23 protein-coding genes, 1 pseudogene and 1 riboswitch are annotated in these 24,344 nt (G+C 42.6%); of the genes and pseudogenes, 7 read left to right on the forward strand and 17 right to left on the reverse strand.

What is annotated here, in order from left to right:
- Positions 1-123 precede the first annotated feature (123 nt).
- The 9 genes and pseudogenes from proS to thiD form a co-directional block, all read right to left on the reverse strand.
- Positions 124-1,839, reverse strand: a complete 1,716-nt coding sequence (proS, locus tag AACW90_RS20395) for a proline--tRNA ligase (RefSeq protein ID WP_390238248.1) — start codon at positions 1,837-1,839, stop codon at positions 124-126.
- A gap of 65 nt (positions 1,840-1,904) precedes the next feature.
- Positions 1,905-2,603 (reverse strand): tRNA (N6-threonylcarbamoyladenosine(37)-N6)-methyltransferase TrmO, encoded by a 699-nt coding sequence (gene tsaA / locus AACW90_RS20400; RefSeq protein WP_390238250.1) that lies wholly within the window; start codon positions 2,601-2,603, stop codon positions 1,905-1,907.
- A gap of 125 nt (positions 2,604-2,728) precedes the next feature.
- A complete protein-coding gene (gene thiE, locus AACW90_RS20405) occupies positions 2,729-3,370 on the reverse strand; it encodes a thiamine phosphate synthase (RefSeq protein WP_390238253.1) in 642 nt (213 codons plus the stop codon).
- A 153-nt stretch (positions 3,371-3,523) separates the two neighbouring features.
- Positions 3,524-4,324: a hydroxyethylthiazole kinase gene (gene thiM, locus AACW90_RS20410; RefSeq protein ID WP_390238256.1), complete on the reverse strand. Its 801-nt coding sequence runs from the start codon at positions 4,322-4,324 to the stop codon at positions 3,524-3,526.
- 15 nt (positions 4,325-4,339) lie between these two features.
- A complete protein-coding gene (gene tenA / locus AACW90_RS20415; RefSeq protein WP_390238260.1) occupies positions 4,340-5,005 on the reverse strand; it encodes a thiaminase II in 666 nt (221 codons plus the stop codon).
- 15 nt (positions 5,006-5,020) lie between these two features.
- Positions 5,021-5,986: an ABC transporter substrate-binding protein gene (locus AACW90_RS20420; RefSeq protein ID WP_390238263.1), complete on the reverse strand. Its 966-nt coding sequence runs from the start codon at positions 5,984-5,986 to the stop codon at positions 5,021-5,023.
- A gap of 30 nt (positions 5,987-6,016) precedes the next feature.
- Positions 6,017-6,712 (reverse strand): annotated as a pseudogene (locus AACW90_RS20425) (ABC transporter permease); the annotation flags it as partial.
- 91 nt (positions 6,713-6,803) lie between these two features.
- Positions 6,804-7,562 carry an ABC transporter ATP-binding protein gene (locus tag AACW90_RS20430; RefSeq protein ID WP_390238266.1) on the reverse strand — a complete coding sequence of 253 codons (759 nt, stop codon included), beginning with the start codon at positions 7,560-7,562 and terminating at the stop codon, positions 6,804-6,806.
- Positions 7,555-8,445 (reverse strand): bifunctional hydroxymethylpyrimidine kinase/phosphomethylpyrimidine kinase, encoded by an 891-nt coding sequence (gene thiD / locus AACW90_RS20435; RefSeq protein ID WP_390238268.1) that lies wholly within the window; start codon positions 8,443-8,445, stop codon positions 7,555-7,557. Before thiD ends, AACW90_RS20430 begins: the two co-directional genes overlap by 8 nt.
- Before the next feature lie 81 nt (positions 8,446-8,526).
- A riboswitch (TPP riboswitch) is annotated at positions 8,527-8,637 on the reverse strand.
- A gap of 144 nt (positions 8,638-8,781) precedes the next feature.
- On the opposite strand from thiD, the gene AACW90_RS20440 reads away from it, so the two are divergent.
- Positions 8,782-10,569: a bifunctional helix-turn-helix transcriptional regulator/alpha/beta hydrolase gene (locus tag AACW90_RS20440; protein WP_390238271.1), complete on the forward strand. Its 1,788-nt coding sequence runs from the start codon at positions 8,782-8,784 to the stop codon at positions 10,567-10,569.
- Between the two features lie 81 nt (positions 10,570-10,650).
- Here the strand turns inward: AACW90_RS20440 and AACW90_RS20445 are convergent, their stop codons facing one another.
- From AACW90_RS20445 to metN, 3 genes are read right to left on the reverse strand one after another with little or no spacing between them, the layout of a single operon-like run.
- Positions 10,651-11,460, reverse strand: a complete 810-nt coding sequence (locus AACW90_RS20445; RefSeq protein WP_390238274.1) for a MetQ/NlpA family lipoprotein — start codon at positions 11,458-11,460, stop codon at positions 10,651-10,653.
- Positions 11,461-11,491: 31 nt separating this feature from the next.
- Entirely contained in the window at positions 11,492-12,169 is a 678-nt protein-coding gene (locus AACW90_RS20450) for a methionine ABC transporter permease (RefSeq protein WP_275134589.1), read from the reverse strand.
- Positions 12,159-13,193, reverse strand: a complete 1,035-nt coding sequence (gene metN / locus AACW90_RS20455; RefSeq protein ID WP_390238277.1) for a methionine ABC transporter ATP-binding protein MetN — start codon at positions 13,191-13,193, stop codon at positions 12,159-12,161. Before metN ends, AACW90_RS20450 begins: the two co-directional genes overlap by 11 nt.
- Positions 13,194-13,461: 268 nt before the next feature.
- Between metN and gmhB the strand changes: the two genes are divergently transcribed.
- From gmhB to treC, 5 genes are all read left to right on the forward strand, one after another.
- Positions 13,462-14,016, forward strand: a complete 555-nt coding sequence (gene gmhB / locus AACW90_RS20460) for a D-glycero-beta-D-manno-heptose 1,7-bisphosphate 7-phosphatase (protein ID WP_390238280.1) — start codon at positions 13,462-13,464, stop codon at positions 14,014-14,016.
- A 10-nt stretch (positions 14,017-14,026) separates the two neighbouring features.
- Positions 14,027-14,323 carry an MliC family protein gene (locus tag AACW90_RS20465; RefSeq protein ID WP_390238282.1) on the forward strand — a complete coding sequence of 99 codons (297 nt, stop codon included), beginning with the start codon at positions 14,027-14,029 and terminating at the stop codon, positions 14,321-14,323.
- Positions 14,323-15,270 (forward strand): trehalose operon repressor TreR, encoded by a 948-nt coding sequence (treR, locus tag AACW90_RS20470; protein ID WP_390238284.1) that lies wholly within the window; start codon positions 14,323-14,325, stop codon positions 15,268-15,270. Before AACW90_RS20465 ends, treR begins: the two co-directional genes overlap by 1 nt.
- Positions 15,271-15,506: 236 nt before the next feature.
- Entirely contained in the window at positions 15,507-16,931 is a 1,425-nt protein-coding gene (gene treB / locus AACW90_RS20475; protein WP_390238287.1) for a PTS trehalose transporter subunit IIBC, read from the forward strand.
- 56 nt (positions 16,932-16,987) lie between these two features.
- A complete protein-coding gene (gene treC, locus AACW90_RS20480) occupies positions 16,988-18,670 on the forward strand; it encodes an alpha,alpha-phosphotrehalase (RefSeq protein ID WP_390238291.1) in 1,683 nt (560 codons plus the stop codon).
- Between the two features lie 13 nt (positions 18,671-18,683).
- On the opposite strand, the gene AACW90_RS20485 is transcribed toward treC, so the two are convergent.
- Both AACW90_RS20485 and AACW90_RS20490 read right to left on the reverse strand, forming a co-directional pair.
- Positions 18,684-19,829, reverse strand: coding sequence for an amidohydrolase (locus AACW90_RS20485; RefSeq protein WP_390238293.1), 1,146 nt, complete (start codon positions 19,827-19,829; stop codon positions 18,684-18,686).
- Between the two features lie 89 nt (positions 19,830-19,918).
- Positions 19,919-20,518, reverse strand: coding sequence for a YitT family protein (locus AACW90_RS20490; RefSeq protein ID WP_390238295.1), 600 nt, complete (start codon positions 20,516-20,518; stop codon positions 19,919-19,921).
- A 341-nt stretch (positions 20,519-20,859) separates the two neighbouring features.
- Between AACW90_RS20490 and glyA the strand changes: the two genes are divergently transcribed.
- Complete coding sequence (glyA, locus tag AACW90_RS20495; RefSeq protein WP_390238298.1) at positions 20,860-22,110, forward strand: serine hydroxymethyltransferase; 1,251 nt, start codon at positions 20,860-20,862, stop codon at positions 22,108-22,110.
- 98 nt (positions 22,111-22,208) lie between these two features.
- On the opposite strand, the gene AACW90_RS20500 is transcribed toward glyA, so the two are convergent.
- From AACW90_RS20500 to lipB, 3 genes are all read right to left on the reverse strand, one after another.
- Positions 22,209-22,538, reverse strand: a complete 330-nt coding sequence (locus AACW90_RS20500; RefSeq protein ID WP_195704076.1) for a hypothetical protein — start codon at positions 22,536-22,538, stop codon at positions 22,209-22,211.
- A 118-nt stretch (positions 22,539-22,656) separates the two neighbouring features.
- The gene (gene lipA / locus AACW90_RS20505) at positions 22,657-23,622 is read right to left on the reverse strand and encodes a lipoyl synthase (RefSeq protein WP_347998242.1); all 966 of its coding nucleotides are present in this window, start codon (positions 23,620-23,622) and stop codon (positions 22,657-22,659) included.
- Positions 23,619-24,269: a lipoyl(octanoyl) transferase LipB gene (gene lipB / locus AACW90_RS20510; protein ID WP_390238339.1), complete on the reverse strand. Its 651-nt coding sequence runs from the start codon at positions 24,267-24,269 to the stop codon at positions 23,619-23,621. The genes lipA and lipB overlap by 4 nt, the downstream gene beginning before the upstream one ends.
- Positions 24,270-24,344 lie beyond the last annotated feature (75 nt).

Here is a 24,344-nt window from a genome sequence, read left to right on the forward strand (position 1 = left end):
AGCAATGAGATGATGAATCAATGTGCTGGTACTAATTACATCTACTCTGTTTTACAAAAAAGTAGAGAAATAAAAAAAGGGCTGCAAAAATGCAACCCTTGTTCCTAATGGTTTGAGCGTAACTTAACTCAGTTGAGCTTTAATATGCTCAACAACCGAATCCATAGCAATAGCGACTTTTTCTCCGTTGCGACGATTCTTATATTCGAAGTTACCTTCGTCCATACTACGATCGCCAATAACGATAGTGTGCGGAACTCCAATCAGTTCCATATCTTTAAACATGACACCTGGGCGCTCTTTACGGTCATCGAACAGTACTTCAATACCTTGAGAGGTAAGATCAGTATAGAGTTTCTCTGCCGCTTCTTTAACTCGACCAGACTTGTGCATATTCATAGGAACAATAACAACGTGGAAAGGAGCAATGGCTTCAGGCCAGATGATGCCGAATTTATCGTGGTTTTGCTCAATGGCCGCCGCGACGACACGAGTACAACCAATACCGTAACAACCCATTTCCATTATCTGGTTTCGTCCATCAGGACCAAGAACACCAGCGTTCATCGATTTTGAGTAATTGTTACCAAGTTGGAAGATATGACCAACTTCGATACCGCGTTTGAACTGTAGAGAACCTTTACCACAAGGGCTAGGATCACCCATAACAACGTTGCGCAGGTCTTCAACCTTTCCTAGTTCAACGTCACGCCCCCAGTTAATACCAAAATAGTGCTTGTCATCAACATTTGCACCAGCACCAAAGTCGCTCATTACCGCAACCGCACGGTCAACAATGACAGGTAGAGTAAGACCTACCGGGCCAAGTGAACCGGGGCCAGCACCGATCAATGTACGTATCTCCGCTTCTTCAGCGAACTCGAGAGGTGAGGCAACTTCAGTTAAGTTTTCTGCTTTGACTTCGTTTAGGTCATGATCGCCACGTATAAGCAGAGCAACCAAGTCGGCATCGATTTCTTCAGATGCTTTGACAAACAAAGTTTTCACTGTTTTTTCAATCGGAAGATCAAACTGTTCGACGAGCTCGGCAATTGTTTTTGCGTTTGGTGTATCAACTAACTCAAGCTCTTTCGTTGCTTCTGCTAGAGTTTCTGTCGGTGCTAATGCCTCAGCTTTCTCTATGTTAGCTGCGTAATCGGAACCATCAGAGAAGGCGATCAGATCTTCACCGCTTTCTGCAAGTACATGAAACTCATGAGAAGCACTACCACCAATAGAGCCGGTATCGGCTAATACTGGACGGAAATCCAAACCCATACGGTTGAATACATTGCAGTATGCCTGATACATTTCCTTGTACGTTTCTTCTAGACTCTCTTTGTCTAGGTGGAACGAGTATGCATCCTTCATGATGAACTCACGCGAGCGCATTACACCAAAGCGAGGGCGAACTTCATCACGAAATTTTGTTTGAATCTGAAAAAGGTTCAATGGAAGTTGTTTGTATGACTTCACTTCATTACGAACCATGTCCGTGATCACTTCTTCGTGCGTTGGGCCCAGCACAAACGATCGGTCATGTCGGTCTGCAATTCTTAGCAGCTCAGGACCAAACTTGTCCCAACGGCCTGTTTCTTGCCATAGTTCAGAAGGTTGAACCACGGGCATTATCATTTCTACAGAACCGGCATTATTCATTTCTTCTCGAACAATATTTTCGACTTTACGCAGTACACGTAATCCGGTAGGTAGCCAAGTATAAAGACCTGAAGCAAGTCTGCGGATCATACCTGCACGTAGCATTAGTTGGTGGCTAATGATCTCTGCGTCGTTTGGCGTCTCTTTCAGGGTTGAAAGAAGATATTTACTGGTACGCATTTATGGTATCCGTTCATCATGGTTATTAAAAATTAGCTGAATATGATATCAGCCATTTGCTTTAGTCAAAAGCGTTCAATAGCAGTGACGATAACTAATTCGTCGTTTACCTTAAATTTGACGTTTAGATCAAACAGATTTGCTGCATATTCTTTACTGTCAATCTGGTTCTTTTTATAGGCGGGTCGAGGGTCTTGACTTAATACCTCATTAATTACCGCTCTAACCTGTTCTTTATTTGCATGAAAGCCAATCTGTTGATCGGCGAGAGAAGAAAACACAACCTTGAGTAACTTTGGTTCTGTTTGAGCAAATCCACCATTGGCATCAAATACCGAATCTGAATAAGGTATATAGGGTTTGATGTCAATAATAGGGGTTCCATCAACTAGATCGACACTACCTAGTTCAATCCAGATTTGCCCTTCCTCCTGTTTGACTCCCTTTAATTCGACTGCAGACATACCTATGCCGTTAGGGCGAAATGGAGAGCGGGAGGAAAATACACCGACACGTTCGTTTCCCCCTAATCGGGGTGGTCTGACGGTTGGTGTCCAACCTGCATGAAGGTTCTGGTCAAACATAAATAGCAGCCAAATATGACTAAACTGTTCGATTCCTCGAACAGCTTCAGGTGAATTAGATTGGCCGCTTAATTGAATTCTTGCGGTAGCGCTAGGTGCCAATCTAGGCTGCCTAGGGACGGCAAATTTTTCTTTATAAGGCGTATGAATGATACCAATTGGCTCTAAAGTGTAATCCATCTGTCTACTAGGTAAGTGGTTGGTACCGATAAAATAGCATAAAAATCGGCCAGAATTTATTTTTAGAGAACTGGGTTCGCTGAGTGATAGATCAACGATGATGACATTCACGTCAGCGGCTTCGATTATTGCTTCATTAATTCCAGCAGGTACCTACTGGCTAATTGTGGGTCATCTGCGTGACAGATAGCAGAGACTATCGCAATGCCATCCACGCCAGTTTTTGATACCCGATGGATATTTGACTGATTAATCCCACCAATAGCGACAACCGGTAACGGGCTCATTCGTACAGTGCGTTCTAGGCCTTCTAATCCCCACTGTTTTACGATGTTGGTTTTTGTTGGTGTCGAAAAAATGGCACTGAGACCAATATAGTCAATCGGCAGGTGTGTAGATGCTTCGAGCTGTTCTTCATTTTCTACCGATAGGCCAATAATCATTTTATCACCCACCAGACGACGAGCGATAACTACGGGCATATCGCTTTGACCCAAATGGATTCCATCAGCCTTAACCGCAAGCGCGACATCAACCCTGTCGTTGATGATCAAAGGGACACCAGTCCCCTTTAGGATCGCTTTTACTGCCATGGCTCTTTCAATAAACGCTTGGACATCGCCATGTTTTTCACGTATTTGAACCGCCGTGACACCTCCTAGGATCGCTTGTTGTACTACTTTTTTTAGGGTGCCAATATCTTGCTGATCATCCGTAACCAGATAAAGTCGATATAGAGTAGATTTGTTATTCGTTGTTAATTCCACTTGTCGTTTCCCTTTAATACCAATTACCAAGCTAAGTAAGATTGTGACCAATATGGAGATCGTTCCGCAATTGCGAGACTATCTCCATATTGCTGACCCATTAATGTTCTAGGTTAACGGCCTTCGCGAGTCCAATTTTGCCAAACGGCTGAACTAGCTTACCTTCAAACGATTTAGAAGCATTTCATCATCCAGCTGATAAAGCGCATCCAAAAGATGTAATTGCAATGAACCCGGCCCTGCTGATTTCTCTGCCGCGATTTCTCCCGCAACACCTAATATTGCTGTTGCGGCTAAACCGCTCGTGTCGCCTACGGCGGCAAATGCACCAATAAGTGCAGTATGGGTACAACCCATTCCGGTGACATAAGGCATCATCGCGTCACCATTATTCAGTTGCACAACCTCCGTTTCAGAGACCACATAGTCGGTTGCACCCGATATAACAACACTGCATTTATACTCTTTAGCCAAAAATTGGGCGCTATCTAGTGCAGCATCACTAGAATCTAGGGCATCAACGCCTTTGCTTTGAGCTTGTTCGCCGGCTAACGCAATGATCTCTGATGCATTACCTCGCACAATAAGCTTGTCAGCCGCTTGAACAATGCGCCGCGCGGTCTCTGTTCTTAGTTGACTTGCTCCGCACCCTACAGGGTCAAGGACCACTATTTTACTATTAATATTGGCTTGCTCAACGGCATATTCCATACGGGGAGTCCACACACTGTCTAGTGTGCCGATGTTAATAACCAATGCACCGGAAAAGCTCATCATTTCTGCCATTTCTTGCTGGCTGTGCGCCATGATAGGGGAGGCGCCTATGGCGAGAAGCGCATTGGCGGTATTGTTCATTACCACGTAGTTGGTAATATTGACGACCAATGGCTTCTGTTCCCGAACAGACTTTAAATGATTAATTATGTATTCTTTTTTCTGGTTCATATTTGTCATCTCTATATCCTTTGTTTAAATCGCAGCGTCTAATCCTTGCTGCCAAAATGCAATTTCCATCCGAGTTGCTGTTCTAAATACCTCACACAACTGCTGGCCCCGCTCACTCTCAATCGCTATTTCAGCGAGTAATTCATCCAATTGACCAGCGCTGGTGTTCACTCCGGATTGAAACTCATCGCCGCCATAAAGTTCTATCCAGTTCAGATAGGGGTTGTTCTTCGTTTCAGTATCGCCACTGTATAAAAGGTTTTTCCCGATTTCGGAATAACCTAAAGAACAGGGGGCTAAGGCCACATAGAGGTCGATTAGATTCCCTGACATGCCAGTATCCAAAACGTAACGTGTATACGCGACAGTACCGAATGCTTCTGGTTCTGCTTCCATATCCGCTTCACTAAGCCCCCATTTCTGGCAGTAGCTAACATGATGGGCGATCTCGCTGTTCAGTAGTGCTTGCACACTTGGCAGTGCCATACGCATTTCTGCTAATGTTCGAGCTTTGTAGATCGCCATCGCATAGGCTCGCGCATAATGCTTTAAGAATAGAAAGTCTTGCTTAAGATAATGTAAGTAAGCGTGTTCATTGAGCTTGCCAGTCGCGAGTTGTTTAACGAATGAATGGCAGGTATAGGCTTGCCATTCATCTATGCATGCGTTGATAAGATCTTGATGCTTCATCCTATTTCCTTAGTATTACAACGTTGGTACAAAATCAGATGCTTTAGGTTTTGAGCGAATGATTTTGTTTTTATATAGAAATTGAGTGAACTGGTCGTAACGTTCCAAATCAACGGCTGCGGGCCTAAGGTCAAATCGTGTCAGCGTATCGCGCCACGCTCGTTTGTTTAGTTCGTTATTTAATGTGTCAGGTGAGTATGCGGCAAACTCTATCCATGCCTCTTGCGGGTGGTTAATAATGTATATAGTGGCTTTCTCTATCGCTTTATTAAATCGACGGATAGCATCGGCATCATAATGATTCGCGTTGGCTACAACGACAAGTTCATCGTAGGCAGGGACGCCATGCTCTTCTGGATAAAAAGCCTTCGCTTTATAGCCTTCAATCGCGAGTTGATTCGACTCAAAATTTCGTAAACCGCCCCAAATCGCATCAACTTTCCCCGACGCTAAAGAAGAAGACAGTGCCCAGCCAACGTTGATTATTTCCACATCATTGAACGTAATTCCTGCTGATTCTAGCATGGTGCCGACGGTTGCTTCTTCATTACCCGCAATGGCAATGCCTATTTTTTTTCCTTTTAAATCAGCTAGAGAATGTATCTTGCCGTTGTCTAAAACCATCAAGGTATTGAGTGGTGTCGCGATGAGAGTAGAAGCGCGAATGAGAGGAAGGTTTTCCGCTACATCAATGGTTAAGCTGGTTTGATAGGAGATAGCCAAATCGATTTTATTTGCAGCTACAAGCTTAGCCGGCATACTTGGGTCGGCGGGCTCTTGAATCACAACGTTAAGTCCTTGGTCATTGAAGTACCCTTTTTCTTGCGCTATGACGATAGGCCCATGGTTCGGATTTACGAACCAGTCCAGCATTAACGTAACACTCTTTTGTTCTGCGCTCGCATTGAGAGAAAGGCCAGAGAGTAAAAGAGCCAGCCATCCTTTTTTTACGATAGAACCTGTTCGGGTTTGGGAATGCATCATTTTTCCTTAAATATTGATGGGTTTAGGTTAGAGCTGCCAATGGATAGCTCGTTTGAGTAATCTGTCTGTAATGAAATATAAGGCGATAGAAAATAGGGCTAAAATAAACAATGCGGCAAACATCTCATCGATCATCATTCGTGCGTTGGCTTGCAGCATTAAATACCCTAGCCCAGCACTGGAACCTACCCATTCACCAACTACCGCGCCGATTGGGGCAACGACGACGGCAACTCGAATACCCGAGGCAAGAGCCGGTAATGCCGCTGGGAGGCGGATGTGTCTTAACGTTTGCCATTTAGATGCCGACATGGTTTTAGCGAGGTCAAGATAACCGTTAGGAGTAGAGCGCAGTCCGTCGTAACAACATGTCGTTACAGGGAAGAAAATAATGAGTGCCGCCATGACTACTTTAGATGCGATTCCATAACCGAGCCACAGCATTAATATTGGAGCAATAGCAAATACCGGTATGGCTTGACTGGCGATTAAGACCGGCAATAGCCAGCGTTTCAAAGGTTCGAATAAAAGCATCTGTAATGCAAAAAACAACCCCATAGTGAGACCTAAAATTAACCCAAGTAATATCTCTTGTGTGGTTACCCATGTATGGAAGAGCAACACGTCGATTCGTTGTATAAGTTTCATCATGACGGCGTGAGGCGACGGCAAGATGAAAGGAGGGAATGCAAACACAACAACAATCAACTGCCATAATCCAAACAGTAGACAAGTGGTCAGAATACCTTGAAGTAGAGGGTGTATTGTGTGTTTTTTCTTCGCTATATTCGCTTCAGAAGCGGTATTTAATACGTTAATTTCCGACATGGTCTCGTTCCAATTGCTCAATTAGTTTCTGTTGCAACGCTGCTATTTCCCCGTTCAAGAGTCGAGGTGCATCGCCATTGGGAACAGGAAAAGAGTGCGTTTGAGATGGACTGCCCAGCATGAGATAGATGTGGTCAGCTAATCGCAGCGCTTCTTGAGGGTCGTGCGTGATTAACACCACGGTTTTGTTCTGTAAAAGTGCGGCAGAGAGATTTTGTAGCTGGTAACGAGTCACTGCATCCAGAGCAGAGAACGGTTCATCCATCAATACCAAAGGTTTATCCTGCATTAACGTTCTGGCAAGAGCGACTCGTTGACGCATTCCACCAGAAAGCTGATTAGGAAATTGAAGGCGTTGATTCGACAGCCCAACCTGATCGATAAGTTGAATCGCTTTTTGTTTATCTTTTTCTGACAAGATGTCGTTGCCAAATTTAAAGCTTAAACAAACGTTATCCATGACGTTGAGCCATGGCATGAGTAAATCTTGTTGTGCCATATAGGCGACATTTTGGTGTAGCTCACCGTTAAGGCTGCTTTTCATGTCTCCTTGCCAATCAAGGTCGTCATTTAAGAGGCCAGCGAGAAAGCGAAGCAAGGTGGTTTTTCCACAGCCACTTCTACCCAAAATAGAGGTCCATCGCTTTTTTGATATCTGCATGTTCAAGTCAGAGAGGATGGGTTGCCGGCTACCTTTGTAGCCTAAAGAGGCATTTCTCAATTCAATGAGTACAGGATTAGTCATACTCAACATCACTATTGGATTGTGTGTTTTCGGCCTGAGTTGGAAACAAATAATGGTCTTGAATTAATTGGTGTCCTGGAAAAAAGTGGTGAACAGGGCCATGACCGTAACCAATCTCTAATTTGTCAGCGTGAGAAATTGCTTGAGTAATATAGAGTTTACCGAGTTGAACGGCTTCTTTTAGCCTATAGCCTTGTGCAAGATAGCTGGCTATAGCTGAGGAGAGCGTACAGCCTGTACCGTGGGTGTTTTGCGTTTTAATTCTCGCTGTCGATAGGCGTTCGACATGCTCTCTGGTGACAAATAGATCGGTACTGTTATCGGAAGATTCTAGGTGCCCACCTTTGAGCAAGATAGCTCGCGTATCTAATTGTCTCAGCTTTACAATGAGTGCATTCATTTCAGCTTCAGTGTTAGGAACCGATTCACCGGTTAAGGCGGCGGCTTCTGGAAGATTGGGCGTAATCATCGTGGCTAAAGGCAAAAGAACGGATTTTAAGGTGCTGATGGCAGAGCTTTCTAGCAGAAGGTCGCCACTTGTCGCAACCATTACGGGATCGATGACAAGATGTTTCGGTTTATATTGGCGAAGTTTTCTGGCGACGGTCTTTATAATGCTGACGTCAGTCAACATACCGATTTTTACGGCTTGGATATTAAGGTCGGAAAAAACGGCGTCCATCTGCTGCTCTACAAATTCAGACGAGATGGGAAGGATGCCGGTGACGCCTTGAGTATTTTGTGCAGTAAGAGCTGTGATTACGGAGCAAGCATAACTGCCTGTTGCCGAGATGGCTTTGATATCCGCTTGAATGCCTGCGCCACCGCCACTATCTGAACCGGCAATGGTAAGTACAATTGGTGTTGTGTGCTTTGCTGTCATGTTTGGTTCCTAAACGTAATCGTAAAGGAATAACAGCAGCCAGATAAGCGAGGTATGCTACGGGATGTAGACAACCTTATTTTGGCATGGCTATCAGTTCCCTACGTCAGTGTTAACTGCATCAGGTTCAACGGGTCCCATCGAAATGGTCTCAGCTTTGGGTTGTGGCCCATCGCTCCCCGACTAATATCTAAAATATGTTTGCCACAGGAGTGTAGCAAATTCATTGGGTAACGAAAAGCGCTACGCAATGACTCTCGTCAATGTTTGCAACTGAACAGGTCGATACTATGGTTGCTGGAACGATAAGCTCACTATTGCATAGAGAACTCTAGAATGGATGCTAATGGTCAAATTTCGCCAGAATTGGTTGCGCAAATCTATGATACTGCATTGGATCCGACCCAGTGGCCTGTTTTGTTGGAACAGATAGCATCAACGCTTCCACCACTGGAAGCAGAACGTGTGGTGAGCGCAACTGCGCAGGTAAATCAACGGTTATCAATGCGGGAGGTCGAAAGGTATAGAGGCCTTTCTCAGGTTTCTACTATCGTTGAACACCTAGAGCGAAGTGCCGCCATCAGTAATAGAATGAAAGATAATGATGAGCACCAACATCTGCAATTGAGCCTATTCGACTTCTTACCTTTGCCTGCCTTTGTTATTACTGGTAGTGGGTCGTTGGTGCAACAGAACCAACTGGCACTCGACTTTCTAAAGACCACAGATTTAGTGAAAATAGAGGGTGGTCATGTTGTATTCTCGCTCAACTCCCAACAACAGCGGTTCAATAAACTGCTGTCTGAACTGATTGATCTTAAAGGGGAAGAACGCGAGGCGACAATGCGTTTGCGTGACAGTTTCCAAACGAATCCAGCGAGTATTAGTTTGTCTCGGATTGATGATCAATATCAGCTTGGTAGTAATATACTGGTTCTTTTCGCAAATCAAAATGTAGATGTAAAACCCAATCTAACCGGGTTCTGTCAGCGCTACAACTTAACGAAAGCCGAGCAGAGACTGGTCGAAAAACTGGCGCATAATAAAACGTTGAATGAGATTAGCGATAGTCACAGTGTTTCGATTAATACCATTCGGACTCAGTTAAAATCTGTCTTTCAAAAAACAGATTGCCACCGGCAAAGTGAGTTAATGAAGCTGATTTTGATGAATCCTACAGCGGAAACTCGAGACACGGTCAGTTCGCTAAAATCCAAGCTTATTTTTGAAACTGCGTGCTATCATCAAGTCTGTAAAGTCAGTGATGAGAGGCAGTTAGGATTCAGTGATATAGGCAGAAAAAACGGTATTCCCGTTATCTTGTTTCCACCGAGTACGGGTTCACGACTGCAGCAACATCCAAACAATCGGACTCTTTTTGACCATAATATTCGTTTAATTACCATTGATCGTCCAGGGTTTGGCTTATCAACGGCTGATCCACATCGTACTTTGGCGAGTATCGCACGTGACGTAGATACGTTGGCGGACTGTCTCAATTTGGATCGATATTCTCTTATGGGGTTTTGTGGTGGAGGGCCTTATGCCTTGGCGGCGGCGTCCCTATTAAAAGAACGGATAGTGCATACGACGATTGTTAGTACTGTGACTCCTTACCAACCAATCAATCTTTTCCATGGCGTAAAATCCAGTAATAAGTTTTTGGCGCAAATCGCGATGAGAGCTCCGTCGATACTGCATCCTCTTTTAAAGATTATCACCAATAATTTGATGAAAGATCACGAGTTGTATTTTGATCAGGTTTATCAACATTTGTGTAAGAGCGACGCGGCAGCATTGTCGGAAACAGAAGTCACTGATAATTTTTTATTGGCGTTCAGAGAAGCGATGCGGCAAGGACCGAATGCCTTTTGCGAAGATCTGGTCATTCTTAGTCGTCTATGGAACATTGATTTTGAAACTATCGTTTCACCAGTAACGATATGGCATGGCAGTCTGGACCAACATGTTCCCGTTCAATTGGCACGAAAGTTTCACCGTAGCCTTAGTAATTCAAAATTTCATGAATTTGAAAACCTTGGTCATTTACTCGTCTATCATCGCTGGAGTGACATTTTAAAATCTGTGGCAGAGGAATATGGCGATAGAATACGAGTTAAATAACGAACAAATAAAAAGCCGAACTGATGTGATACATCATTCGGCTTTTTTAATTGAGTCTAAAACGGTAATGAAAAGTGGTTATTACCAACCCTTAACGACACCACCTTTAAAGATCTCAGATGCGGCTTTATAGACTTCATCTGTTTGGTAGGCTTTTACGAAGTTTTGTACTTTTTCTGAATCGACATTGTCAGTACGAGCCACAATCAGGTTAACGTATGGAGACTTTTTGTCTTCTACGAATATGCCATCTTTCTCTGGTGTTAGATCGATGCTGCTCGCATAGGTCGTGTTAATGATTGATAGTGCAACATCGTCAAGTGAGCGAGGAAGTTGTGCGGCATCTAGCTCTACGATAGTGATGTTTTTAGGGTTCTCTACGATATCGCGAATGGTGCCAGAAAGACCAGTATCGGCGCGTAGTTTAAGCAACCCTTGTTGTTCAAGAAGTAGCAATGAACGCCCTAAGTTAGTTGGGTCGTTAGGGACCGCGATGCGTGAGCCATCAGCAATCTGGTCAACGGATGTCACCTGCTTAGAGTAACCGGCAATAGGGTAAACAAACGAGTTACCAGCGATAGCAAGCTTGTAGCCACGGTCAGCAATCTGTTGATCAAGATAAGGCTTGTGCTGGAAGGCATTGATATCTACAGAACCATCATCAAGAGCTGCATTTGGCGTAACATAATCAGTGAAGGTTACAAGCTCAACATCTAAGTTGTACTTCTCTTTTGCTACTTTTGCCGCTACTTCAGCTACTTGAGCTTCTGCACCTGCCATTACACCGATTTTTATTTTGTTGCTATCCACTTCTTTGTCACCGCAGCCTACCAATACTAAAGCTGATGCCGCTGTCGCTGTTACGAGCAAATTTTTAAGACTAAATTTCATGTTACCTCTCCTTAGTTTATTGTGATTATTATTATCTGTGGTCTACACGACGGACGAATGTATCGCCTATCGATTGAATTATTTGAACCAGTACTATCAACATCACTACGGTGACCGCCATGATAACAACATCATACCGATGAAAGCCGTAACGGATGGCGACGTCACCGAGGCCTCCACCACCAACCGTACCTGCCATGGCTGAGTAGCTTACTAGTGTGACTAAAGTGATAGTGACTGCGTTGATTATGGTTGGCAGAGCCTCAGGAAGTAGTACCTTGGTAATGATTTGCATGGGTGTTGCTCCCATAGATTGTGCTGCTTCTACAAGACCCCCCGGGACTTCAAGCAACGCGCCTTCAATTAAGCGAGCAACAAAAGGGATCGCACCTATGGTCAGAGGGACTATTGCGGCTGTTGTGCCGATAAACGTACCAACTAAAAGTTTTGTTACTGGGATGATAGCGACCATTAGGACTAGAAATGGTACTGAGCGGCCAATGTTCACAACGGCACCTAAGCCACCATTTAATTTGGTGTTTTCTGCCAGCCCACCTTTTTTGGTGATGTGTAAGATAACACCGAGCGGAATACCTACTGCAAATCCGACCAAACCAGACACGGCAACCATATAGAGTGTTTCACCTGTGGCGCCCAATAATAGACCACTATTGAAGCTTAACCATTGAGTAATAGAATCAAAGGACATAACCGAGCACCTCTACTTTAACTTTGTGTTCTTCTAAAAATTTGATGGCTGCATTGTCATCTTCTTCTGAGCCAAATAATTCTGCGACCATCATTCCGAACTTAACACCACCTGCGTAATCCAAGTCGGAACTTAAGATACTGACATCGATATTAAACTGACGAGAAATCTGGCTCATTACCGGGGTATCTACTGTCTCTCCAGTAAATTCAAGTCTGACAAGTGGATGCGTTCCGTCAATACGATCTGGTTGTAGCCTAGATTGGTAGTCTTCTGGAATCGAGAGGTCTAACGTTGAGCGAATAAAACTGTGCGCGAGTTCTGTTTTCGGGTGAGCAAAAATTTCACCAACCGTGCCTTTTTCAACAAGTTCACCGTCTCCTATGATGGCGACTTGATGACATATGCCTTTAACAACATCCATTTCGTGAGTAATGAGTAGGATAGTTATGTTCAGTTTACGGTTGATCTCTTTCAGCAATTCAAGGATTGATTGTGTCGTTGCTGGGTCTAATGCGCTGGTGGCTTCGTCACATAACAAGACTTTAGGGTCAGAAGCTAACGCTCTTGCAATGGCGACACGTTGTTTTTGACCTCCACTTAGATTGGCTGGATAAGTGTCTCGCTTATCCTCTAGCCCCACCAAAGATAATAACTCGGAAACTTTGGTGTTTATTTTATCGTTGCTTATGCCTGCAAGCTCTAGAGGAAGGGCAATATTATTAAAAACAGTGCGAGAAGAGAGCAAGTTAAAGTGTTGAAATATCATACCAATATTGCGACGAGCTTCGCTTAACTCTGATTTAGATAACTGAGTCAAATCGACTCCGTCGACAACAACGTTACCCTGTGTAGGGGCTTCTAACATGTTTACACAACGGATAAGTGTACTTTTTCCTGCACCGGAGGAACCTATAACACCAAATATGTTGCCTTGTGGAACGGTTAGGTTTATCTCTTTCAAGGCATGAATTTCTTTTTCGCCTTGATAGAACACCTTGTTAACGTTGCTGATTTTAATCATGTAATAAAACCTAATCAGGATAATTAGAATAAAGTATTGGTTAACTTTCTAAACTGTAGATTATGCTAGGGCCATCACGTTTTCATGTCAATAGATATTTTTACGTCTAGACGTCTATAGCTCTATTTTAACCGTGCTATTTGGATGTTACGACGTTCTAAACGCGATAAAACGACATTAAACAAACCTTGTTATTTGAGGATAAATGGTGATTAGCGCTGTAAAGCGTGCAATAATTTCGATCTAAATATCTAATGAGGATAACGCTTTGGCTAAACCTGCTGTGTTTTTAGACCGAGACGGTGTGATTAATGTCGATCATGGGTACGTACATGATGAGCATGATTTTGAATTCATCGACGGTGTCTTTGAAGCGACCAAAAAACTACAACAAATGGGGTACCTTTTGGTTTTGGTCACGAACCAATCGGGTGTTGCTCGCGGTTTGTTTAGCGAAGATAGGTTTCTCTCATTAACTGAGTGGATGGATTGGAACTTTGTCGACAACGGCGTTGAGTTCGATGGGATCTATTATTGCATGCACCATCCAGAGCATGGCATTGGTGAATATAAACAAGATTGTGATTGCCGTAAACCCAAGCCTGGCATGTTTCATTCTGCGCGCGATTTTTTAAAGATCGACATGATGAACTCGGTTATGGTCGGGGATAAAGCGGAAGACATGATGGCCGCAGAAGCGGCTGGTGTTGGTACTAAAATATTAGTCAGAACTGGAAAACCAGTGACAGACAAGGGAGCGTCTATTGCCTCGACGGTACTTAATAGTATTAAAGACGTACCAGCATACCTTGAACAGATATAAAGGTTTTAGTGTGAATGTAAAGTGGCTTTTTATTTCAATAATTATGGTGTTGGTTGGATGTAGTTCTACCGTAGAACCGTTTTATGTTTGTAATAACGGAACGCAGTTTACGGTGTTAACTATAGACGAAAATACAGCAGAAATAGTCATGGCGCATAAACGTATTGCACTAAAACAAATTCCAGCGGCTTCTGGAAGCAAATATCAAAACACGGAACGTGAATTGTTGCTTTGGCTAAAGGGGACACGAGCTATGTTGACACTTAGTTCTGATACGGTTGTGAACTGCGATCAGGTAATGAATTGATGCCAACAAAAAAACTGACTATTCATGATATTGCGAAACTTTCTGGTGTTGGTAAATCAACGGTTTCTCGTGTGTTAACCAATGATCCTAAAGTGAAGCGTGATACCCGTGAACGAGTAGAGAAGATTATTGCAGAGTCTGGGTATGTGCCGTCAAAATCAGCACAGTCTATGCGCGGAGGCAGCCAGAAGGTTGTAGGTGTCATTATTTCTCGTCTAGATTCTCCTTCCGAAAATAGAGCCGTCAGTAGTATCCTCGATACGCTTTATAATGTCGGTTACGATGTGGTTATCATGGAGAGTCAGTTTGATAAAGATAAAACCAACGATCACCTAGACGTACTTAAAAAGCGAAATGTTGATGGTGTCATCCTTTTTGGTTTTACTGGTTGTGATGTTTCCCGTCTGGTTGAGTGGAAAAGCAAAATCGTTGTCATTGCTATGGATGTGGAAGGTATCTCGTCAGTCGATTACGATAGTGCGGGTGTGATTGTTAAAGCACTGGAACATATAAAGAACCATTCATTATCGGAAGTTACTTATATTGGTGTCGATATAAGTGATAAATCAACCGGTGAGACCCGTCTAAATGCCTATATAGATTGGTGTAAAAAGAACGACATTACGCCTTGTTATAGCACCGGACAATTGAGTCACGAAAGTGCTTACCAACAGGTCGATTCAATTTTAAATGAACAAACTCAAGCGATTGCTTGCGCCAGTGACACCTTAGCCTTAGGTGTGATTAAAAGATTACAAGAACTATCACGCGATGAAGTGATGGTGACTGGTGTGGGTGGCAATCAACTACTTTCCTTTCTTTTTCCTAACACGTTTAGCGTTGATCCTGGCTATGAGGAAGCGGGCCGTTATGCCGCTAACATGCTGATATCTCAGCTTTTAGGGGATAAAACTGAAAAACATATCACTCAAATTCCAATTAATTAACCAGAATATTTAACCTATTGTTTATATTGATATAAATAAGATCAGGTGTGACCTTGTTCAATTAATGGGACTGTTCCCATTTAATGTTCGTACACATTGAGGCATTATACTCGTCGTTATTGGGACTGTTCCCATTAATCGTTTGGTTTACTTTTCAACTCCAATACCTGTGATGGTAAGCGTTAATTTTTTGGGGTTTGGTATAGACTTTAATAAGTTATAAAAGGGTGAGAATAATGAGTAATATTGCAAGAGAAGATATTGCACGTCTTATAGGGTTAGTAGGCGGTGGAGATAATATAGCTAGTGTAAGTCACTGTCTAACGCGTTTGCGCTTTGTATTGCAAGACACTGAAATCGCAGATGTTAAAGGTCTAGAAGCCTTAAGAATAGTAAAAGGCTGCTTTACCAATGCGGGTCAATTTCAAGTTGTGATTGGAACGGAAGTTGATGAGGTATATAAAATATTAATCGAAATGACGGGCCAGTCATCCTCGTCGAAAGATGAAGCAAAAGTGGCTGCTCGTCAAAATATGAATATCTTAGAGAGAGGCATCTCCCATTTAGCCGAAATTTTCGTGCCTCTGCTACCCGCTATTATCACTGGTGGTTTGATCTTAGGTTTTAGGAATGTCATTGGCGACATCAAGATGTTTGATGGCCAAACCCTAACGCAGATTAGTCAGTTCTGGGCGACGGTGCATTCGTTCTTATGGTTAATCGGTGAAGCGATATTTTTCTTCCTCCCTGTTGGGGTTTGTTGGTCCACGGTTAAGAAGCTAGGTGGGACACCGATACTTGGTATTACACTTGGTGTTACCTTAGTGTCACCGCAACTGATGAATGCTTATATGATAGGTAAAGCGGCTCCAGAAGTATGGGACTTTGGGTTGTTTGTGATCGAAAAAGTAGGTTATCAAGCTCAGGTTATCCCAGCGATGCTTGCAGGTGTGGCACTGGCTTTCATTGAAACGAATCTTAAGCGAATTGTTCCATCCTATTTGTATCTCGTTGTCGTACCGTTTGTGTCTATTATTCTTTCAGTAGTACTTGCGCATGCCTTAATTGGTCCTTTTGGACGCATTATCGGTAATGGTGTTGCGTTTGCTGCGAAAGTAGCGATGACAGGTGATTTCGCCATACTTGGTGCTATGGTATTCGGATTTTTGTATGCGCCACTCGTTATTACGGGTGTTCACCATACGACTAACGCAGTAGACCTGCAATTGATGCAAGAGCTTGGCGGAACACCGATTTGGCCACTTATCGCACTTTCTAATATCGCACAAGCTTCTGCAGTCGTCGGTATCATCATTATCAGCCGTAAAAATGGTGAACGTGATATATCTGTGCCAGCGGCAATCTCTGCCTATTTAGGCGTAACAGAACCTGCAATGTACGGCATCAATCTAAAGTATAAATTCCCAATGTTGAGTGCGATGGTTGGGTCAGCGGTTGCAGCGGCAATTTGTGGTAGTGCTGGTGTAATGGCTAACGGGATAGGTGTTGGTGGCTTGCCTGGTATCCTTTCTATTCAACCTCAATACTGGACGATATACGCTATTGCCATGTTAGTTGCCATCTTACTACCTATAACATTGACTCTATTTTCCTACAAAAGAGCACAGTTAAAAGGCGAATTAGAAGTCGTTAGTGCTTAAGTCCTTTTGGAGTGGTCAGATTGGCCACTCCGTTTTTGTAAAGATAATGTAGAGAGATGATTATGAATTCGGCAGAGTGGTGGCGTACCGCAGCAATTTATCAGATCTATCCTAAAAGCTTTTGTGATAGTGGGTCAAAAGGTACTGGGGATATTAAAGGCATAACGAGTAAGCTTGATTATCTTAAACTTTTGGGTGTTGATGCTATTTGGTTGACGCCGGTTTATCAGTCTCCAATGATAGATAATGGCTATGATATTTCAGACTATTACGCTATCAACCCAGAATTTGGAACCATGGCTGACTTTGATGAATTGCTTGCTATAGCGCATCAAAAAGGTATTCGTATAATCATGGATATTGTCGTAAATCATACGTCAACAGAGCATAAGTGGTTTCAAGCTGCACTTGGTAACAAAGAGAGTGAGTATCGAGATTACTATATCTGGAAAGACCCAATAGAAGGGCAACCTCCGACTAATTGGGAGTCTAAGTTTGGCGGCAATGCGTGGGAGTTAGACCAGAAAACAGGCCAATATTACCTACACTTATTTGCAAAAGAACAAGCAGATTTGAATTGGGAGAACCCTAAAGTTCGTCAAGAAGTTAAAGATGTGATCAGTTTTTGGGCAGAAAAAGGTATTGATGGATTCCGTTTAGATGTCATTAACCTGATATCTAAACAACAAGATTTCCCTGATGATTATACTGGTGATGGACGTCGTTTTTATACCGATGGGCCCAAGGTACACGAGTACCTTCTAGAGATCAGCCGGGATGTTTTTCAGAAATACGGTAGTGTAACCGTGGGAGAAATGTCATCGACCAATCTGGAACACTGCCAGCAGTACTCATCCTTAGATCAGAAAGAACTGTCTATGGTGTTTAACTTTCATCATTTGAAAGTTGACTATAACAACGGTGATAAATGGACTAAAACACCATTTGATTTTATAGAATTAAAACGGATATTTAGTCATTGGCAGAAAGGATTGAACGGGAAAGGCTGGGGAGCGTTGTTTTGGTGTAACCATGATCAGCCTCGTATCGTAAGCCGTATAGGCAATGATACCGAGTACCGAATTGAATCCGCCAAAATGCTGGCTACCTCTATACATATGATGCAAGGAACACCGTATATCTATCAAGGTGAAGAAATCGGGATGACGAATCCGAAGTACACTTCGATAGAGCAATACCGTGATGTAGAAAGTACCAATATCTATGACATCATGGTTAACGAACGAGGTGTTGATAAGGATGCTATGTTGGATATTCTGTCTCACAAGTCGAGAGATAACTCCAGAGCACCGATGCAATGGAGTAACAAGGCGTATGCTGGATTCTCTAAAGCCAATCCGTGGTTAGGCGTTGCTCAAAATTACGTTGAAGTCAATGCTGATTTGGCGGTCAGTTCACCTGATTCGGTGTTTCATTTTTATAAGAAGCTACTAACGCTGCGTAAAGATATTCAGGTAATTACTGATGGTGATTATGTAGATTTGATGCCGGATGACAAACAGATTTTCTGTTATGCCCGTAGCAACAAAGAACAGACGCTTATCTGCGTAAATAATTACTACGCAGAACCAACAGAATGTGCATTACCTGAATATATTGACTTGGCTAATGCGCAATATTTGCTCGGTAACTATAGTGATGGTCTCTGCTTAGCTGTTGAAAGAAAGATGTCATTACGACCTTACGAAACACGAGTGGTTTTAATCAACAACCCTTAGAGTACCTTGGTCTTTAATTAGAATGCAGTCGGTCAATAATTGAAACGAATAGTTGGCTGGCTGTTTTCAATATATCATCTGGGAAATCATAATCTGGGTTGTGTAATTCTGGATGAGATTCACCACTGCCAATGCAGAACAGCGCACCATTCCATTTGAGCAAAAATTCCGCAAAGTCTTCCGACCAGCGCATGGGGTCATCAAGCTCTACAACTGACATGCCTAATTGTTTAGCTTGTTGAAGGATGAGTTGAGTATGTTCGCTAGAATTGATGGCTGCATTGAATGGTTCATCCCACTCTACCTTTACATTAATCCCTGTCTCTTTTTGTAGTTTGTTTAGCATCGATAGCAGATCCGCTTTCATGCTTGAGAAGGTTTGGTTGCACTCACTGCGCATGGTTGCCATTACTTTGGCAACTCCTGGAGATATACCGAACGCTTCTTCTCCAAGCCTTGCATGCACTATTGTGACCAAACTGAATGCATCTGGATATTGTTGTGAAATACTTTGCAGATACTGCACAGTTTCGACCATTGCGTGGCATGGACTGAGGCCATTTTCTGGTCTTGCCGCATGAGAGGTCTTGCCTTCTAATTCGATTAATACACCAGTAGAGGCACACGCGAATGTTCCTTCCTTTATCAGGATCTGATTAATTGGGTAGCCGGGTAGGTTGTGATAAGCGAAAACGTTATCAACCTTTAATGATAAGAGTTGTTCATCATTAAGCATGGAGAGAGCACCTGTTCCGGTTTCTTCTGCCGGTTGAAATAACAGAATTACTTTGCCTGTTTTAGGTGGGTGTATTGAAATATGTTCGGCGACTAATAACAGAGAGCTTGTATGGCCATCATGTCCACAGGCATGCATTACACCCACGTATTCGGATACATGGTCATGTTGTGCTATTTCACAGATAGGTAAGGCATCGAAATCTGCCCGTAATAAGGTCGTGTCACCTGCATTACCACTATCGACAGTACAGACAATGCCGTATCCACCTATCTGACCGACGGGTGATAATCCGAAGTCTTTCAATTGTGCAAAAATAATGGTTGATGTCTGTTTTTCTTGCTTTGAGAGTTCTGGTTTACGGTGCAGTTTTTTTCTAAATTCAACGGGATCGAAATGACGAGTATTTAACGTGGCATCCATGCTGTTAATCCAAATAAGTCGTTAGTATTACGTTACTTTACTTAGAAAAACTAACAGCACAATGTTTATCTTTATTCGTAACCTCACCCTCAGCTATAGGTTACCGTATAGCGAGATGGCTTATGGTTCATCCCCAATACAATATTAAGTACAACAACACCGAGTATTGAAATGGCTAATATTGTTGGGGTTATAAAGAAGAAAGACGAGAATAAAATAGTGGTGTCAATGGCGAGCTGTGTCTTGCCAACAGAAATGCCCGTTTTATCTTGAACAAGCAGGCAAAATATATTGAAACCACCTAAGCTTGAACGGTGCCTAAATAAAATTAACATACCCAGCCCCATCAATAATCCGCCAGCAATGGCACAATATATGTCGTTTAATGACTCGATGTTGATCACCCTATCTAAGTGATCGACAAACAGTGAAACAAGCCCACATGAGACAATACTATTAAGAGCGAACTGAGCGCCAAACCGCTGCCAACCTAAGATGAAAAAAGGAATATTTGTCAAAAAATAGAAGGTACCAAAGCTGATTGGTATTAACTGACTTAATAGTAATGAAAGGCCTGCCGTTCCTCCAGTAATGAGATCTGCAGATTGAAGAAAAAATATGCCCTGAGCCGTTAAAAACGTACCAGTAAGTATCGCTATCCAGTCTTCCCTTATTGAGTGTTTTTGCATCATTTTTCTTTTTTGTGGTATTTAATGGTGAGAATAGTAGATAAAAATTTGTATTTTCGGTAGCTTGAAGGCTAAATTTGAAGGTACAGCGTGTAAGTTACACTTTACACACTGTAAAGGAAGAAGTTGACAGTTTAGTGTTGACAGACTTCTTTCATTTATTGATATGAACTTAATTCAAATGGAAGATGAAAAAATCACATGATTATTTTGCTTAAGTTGCTTTCTGATATAGATCAAATTATGTAGAATATCGCCACTTAGTACACCAACGTAAACGTTTGCTTTGGTTGGATGTGTGGTTTTTTAGAATTTCAGATTATCTGAGTCAGGAGATACAGATGCTAAAGCGTGACATGAACATTGCTGATTATGATGCAGAACTATATGCTGCAATACAGGAAGAGACTCTTCGTCAGGAAGAGCATATCGAGCTAATTGCTTCAGAAAACTACACTAGTCCACGAGTCATGGAAGCTCAAGGATCTCAGTTAACCAATAAATATGCCGAAGGTTATCCGGGCAAGCGTTACTATGGTGGTTGTGAGTATGTAGACAAGGCTGAATCGCTTGCAATTGATCGTGCATGCCAGTTATTTGAATGTGAGTACGCTAACGTGCAACCTCACTCAGGCTCACAAGCAAATAGTGCTGTTTATATGGCTTTATTAAAGCCTGGTGATACCGTGCTAGGTATGAGCTTGGCACATGGTGGTCACCTGACTCACGGATCACCAGTAAACTTCTCAGGTAAGCATTACAACATTATCCCTTACGGTATCGATGAAGCTGGTCAAATCAACTATGACGAGATGGAGCAGTTAGCTGTTCAACATAAACCTAAAATGATTATCGGTGGTTTCTCTGCTTATTCTCAGGTTGTTGACTGGGCTCGTATGCGTGAAATCGCTGATAAAGTAGACGCGTATTTGTTTGTTGATATGGCGCACGTTGCGGGTTTGATTGCCGCGGGCGTATACCCAACACCGTTACCGCATGCTCATGTTGTTTCAACAACAACGCATAAAACGCTTGCAGGTCCTCGTGGTGGTTTGATTTTATCAAACGCTGGTGAAGACATGTATAAGAAACTGAATTCTGCGGTATTCCCAGGAGGCCAAGGTGGCCCTCTAATGCATGTCATTGCAGGGAAAGCAGTTGCGTTCAAAGAAGCGATGGAGCCAGAATTCAAAGAATATCAAGCGCGTGTTATTGCGAATGCAAAAGCGATGGTGGCTGAATTTATAGCACGTGGCTACAATATCGTATCTGGTTCAACGGAAAATCACCTATTCCTTGTCGATTTAATTGATAAAAATATTACAGGTAAAGAAGCAGACGCAGCGTTAGGCGCGGCCAACATTACCGTAAACAAAAACTCAGTGCCTAATGACCCGCGCAGCCCATTTGTTACCTCTGGTATTCGTGTAGGCTCTCCGGCAATTACACGTCGTGGGTTTACGCAAGAAGATGCGAAGGTTTTGGCTGGCTGGATGTGTGACGTTTTAGATAACATCAACGATGAAACGGTTATTGAAGCAACGAAACGAAAAGTGCTAGATATCTGTAAGCGGTTACCTGTATACGCTTAAGTAAGATAAAATAGGGTTTAAGTGATCCTATTTTTAAGCACAAATAAAAAACGCGAGCTTAAATGAGGCTCGCGTTTTTATTTGTGTTTAATTAATGGTTATTCTTTGTTGATACTTATCGTCGAGCCAGACTTACATTGGAACGAATAGTAACGGCGACTTTCGTTAAATTTAGAGAGCCCCTCACCAGTACAATAATCGATATTGATGTCACGCATTATTTCTAAAGTAGCTTCACTGTTCATAGTGAACTTAGAGTCATCTTCACAGATGATCCTTACTCGACCATCATCGCTAACAGAGTAGGTTCTTACTTCGGTATTACACAACTCAAACGACGCATCTAAATAGTTATCTTGTTGAGTGTTTTGCGTAGAACAACCCACAAGGATAAGTGATAAAAAACTTAATAAACCTAACTTCTGCATACCTAAATTCCTTTTAAAACACTACTAATTACTTATTGTTATCGAACTTATATACAATTTACGTTGCGAATACAAAAAGATCACCAATTTAAGTCATCTTTCTGAATGTTTGTCTCAGTTATTTTACTTCTTCGCCTTTGGCTTGCATATCTGCATGGTACGAAGAGCGAACAAAGGGACCACAAGCCGCATGAGTAAATCCAAGCTCTAATGCTATCTCTTTGAGTTCATCGAACTCAGCAGGCGGCACATAACGTTCTACGGGTAAGTGATGGCGGCTTGGAGATAAGTATTGACCAATGGTTAGCATGGTTACACCATAGGCTCGAAGATCCTTCAGAACGTCTACGATTTCTTCTTTTGTTTCGCCTAAGCCCATCATCAACCCTGACTTAGTCGGTACGTCTGGATGCAGCTCTTTAAATTTCTGTAGTAACGTTAATGACCACTTATAATTTGCGCCTGGGCGTGCTTTTCTATATAGGCGGGGTGCTGTCTCAAGGTTATGGTTGAAAACATCCGGTGGGTTGTCTTTTAGTACTTCAAGAGCGGCATCCATGCGACCACGAAAATCAGGCACGAGTGTTTCTATTTTTATACCAGGGCTTTTCGCACGAATTTCACGGGTACAATCCGCAAAGTGCTGAGCACCGCCGTCGCGTAAATCATCACGATCCACGGAAGTTACCACAACATATTTTAACTTCATGTCGCTAATTGTTTGTGCAAGATGCTGAGGTTCATTGTTGTCTGGTGTTATTGGTCTGCCATGAGCAACATCGCAAAACGGACAGCGTCGAGTGCAGATGGCACCCAAGATCATAAAGGTAGCAGTACCGTGGTTAAAACACTCTGCTAGGTTGGGACAAGATGCTTCTTCACAAACAGAATGAAGTTTGTTTTTACGCATAGCAGACTTGATCTCTTGAATGCGTTGGCTGTCAGAAGGCAGTTTTATTTTCATCCATTTTGGCTTGCGTAATACTTCATGTTTTTCAACAGGCACTGTTTTAGTTGGTATCAATGCCATTTTATCAGCGTCTCTATATTTGACGCCTTTTTCCATTTGAATTGGTTTGCTCATGATTTATTGTTTTCTTTTATTAGGTCGACATGCTCGTAGTTAAGCAAGGAAAGTAGCTCTTCAACTAACGTTGCACCAACGAGTTCAACATTGCTAGGGCCGCCAAGTTCACTTATTTGTACCATTTCCATGCCTTGATATCCACAAGGGTTTATACGTAAAAAAGGTGAAAGATCCATATTGATATTTAACGCTAGGCCATGAAAGGAGCAGCCTTTTCGGATTCTTAGTCCGAGAGAGCATATTTTTTTACCATCGGAATAGACACCGGGCGCGTCAGGACGTGCCGATGATTCTATATCAAATTTAGCCAAGGTATTAATAACGAGGTTTTCTATATTGGTAACCAGCTCTCGAACACCAATATTTTTTCTACGTAGGTTAATAAGAAAATAGGCAACTAACTGACCGGGCCCGTGATAGGTAACTTGACCACCACGGTCACTTTGAACAACAGGGATATCACCTGTATTAAGTAGGTGTTCTTCTTTACCTGCTTGGCCTTGTGTGAATACAGGATTGTGCTCAACTAACCAGACTTCATCGACAGTTTCGTCATTGCGACTATCAGTGAATTCATGCATTGCTTTCCAAATTGGTTCGTAGTCGTTAAGACCAAGATTTCGAACAATTAGATTATCTTCAATGTTAGACAAGCGGATAGCCTTGTAATGACAGTTAATAAAGTAAACACATTATAAACTTCTTTTTGTACTTCGACT

Origin of the sequence: Vibrio frigidus (genome assembly GCF_042465995.1) — a bacterium.
In the GTDB taxonomy this organism is placed as follows: Bacteria; Pseudomonadota; Gammaproteobacteria; order Enterobacterales; family Vibrionaceae; genus Vibrio.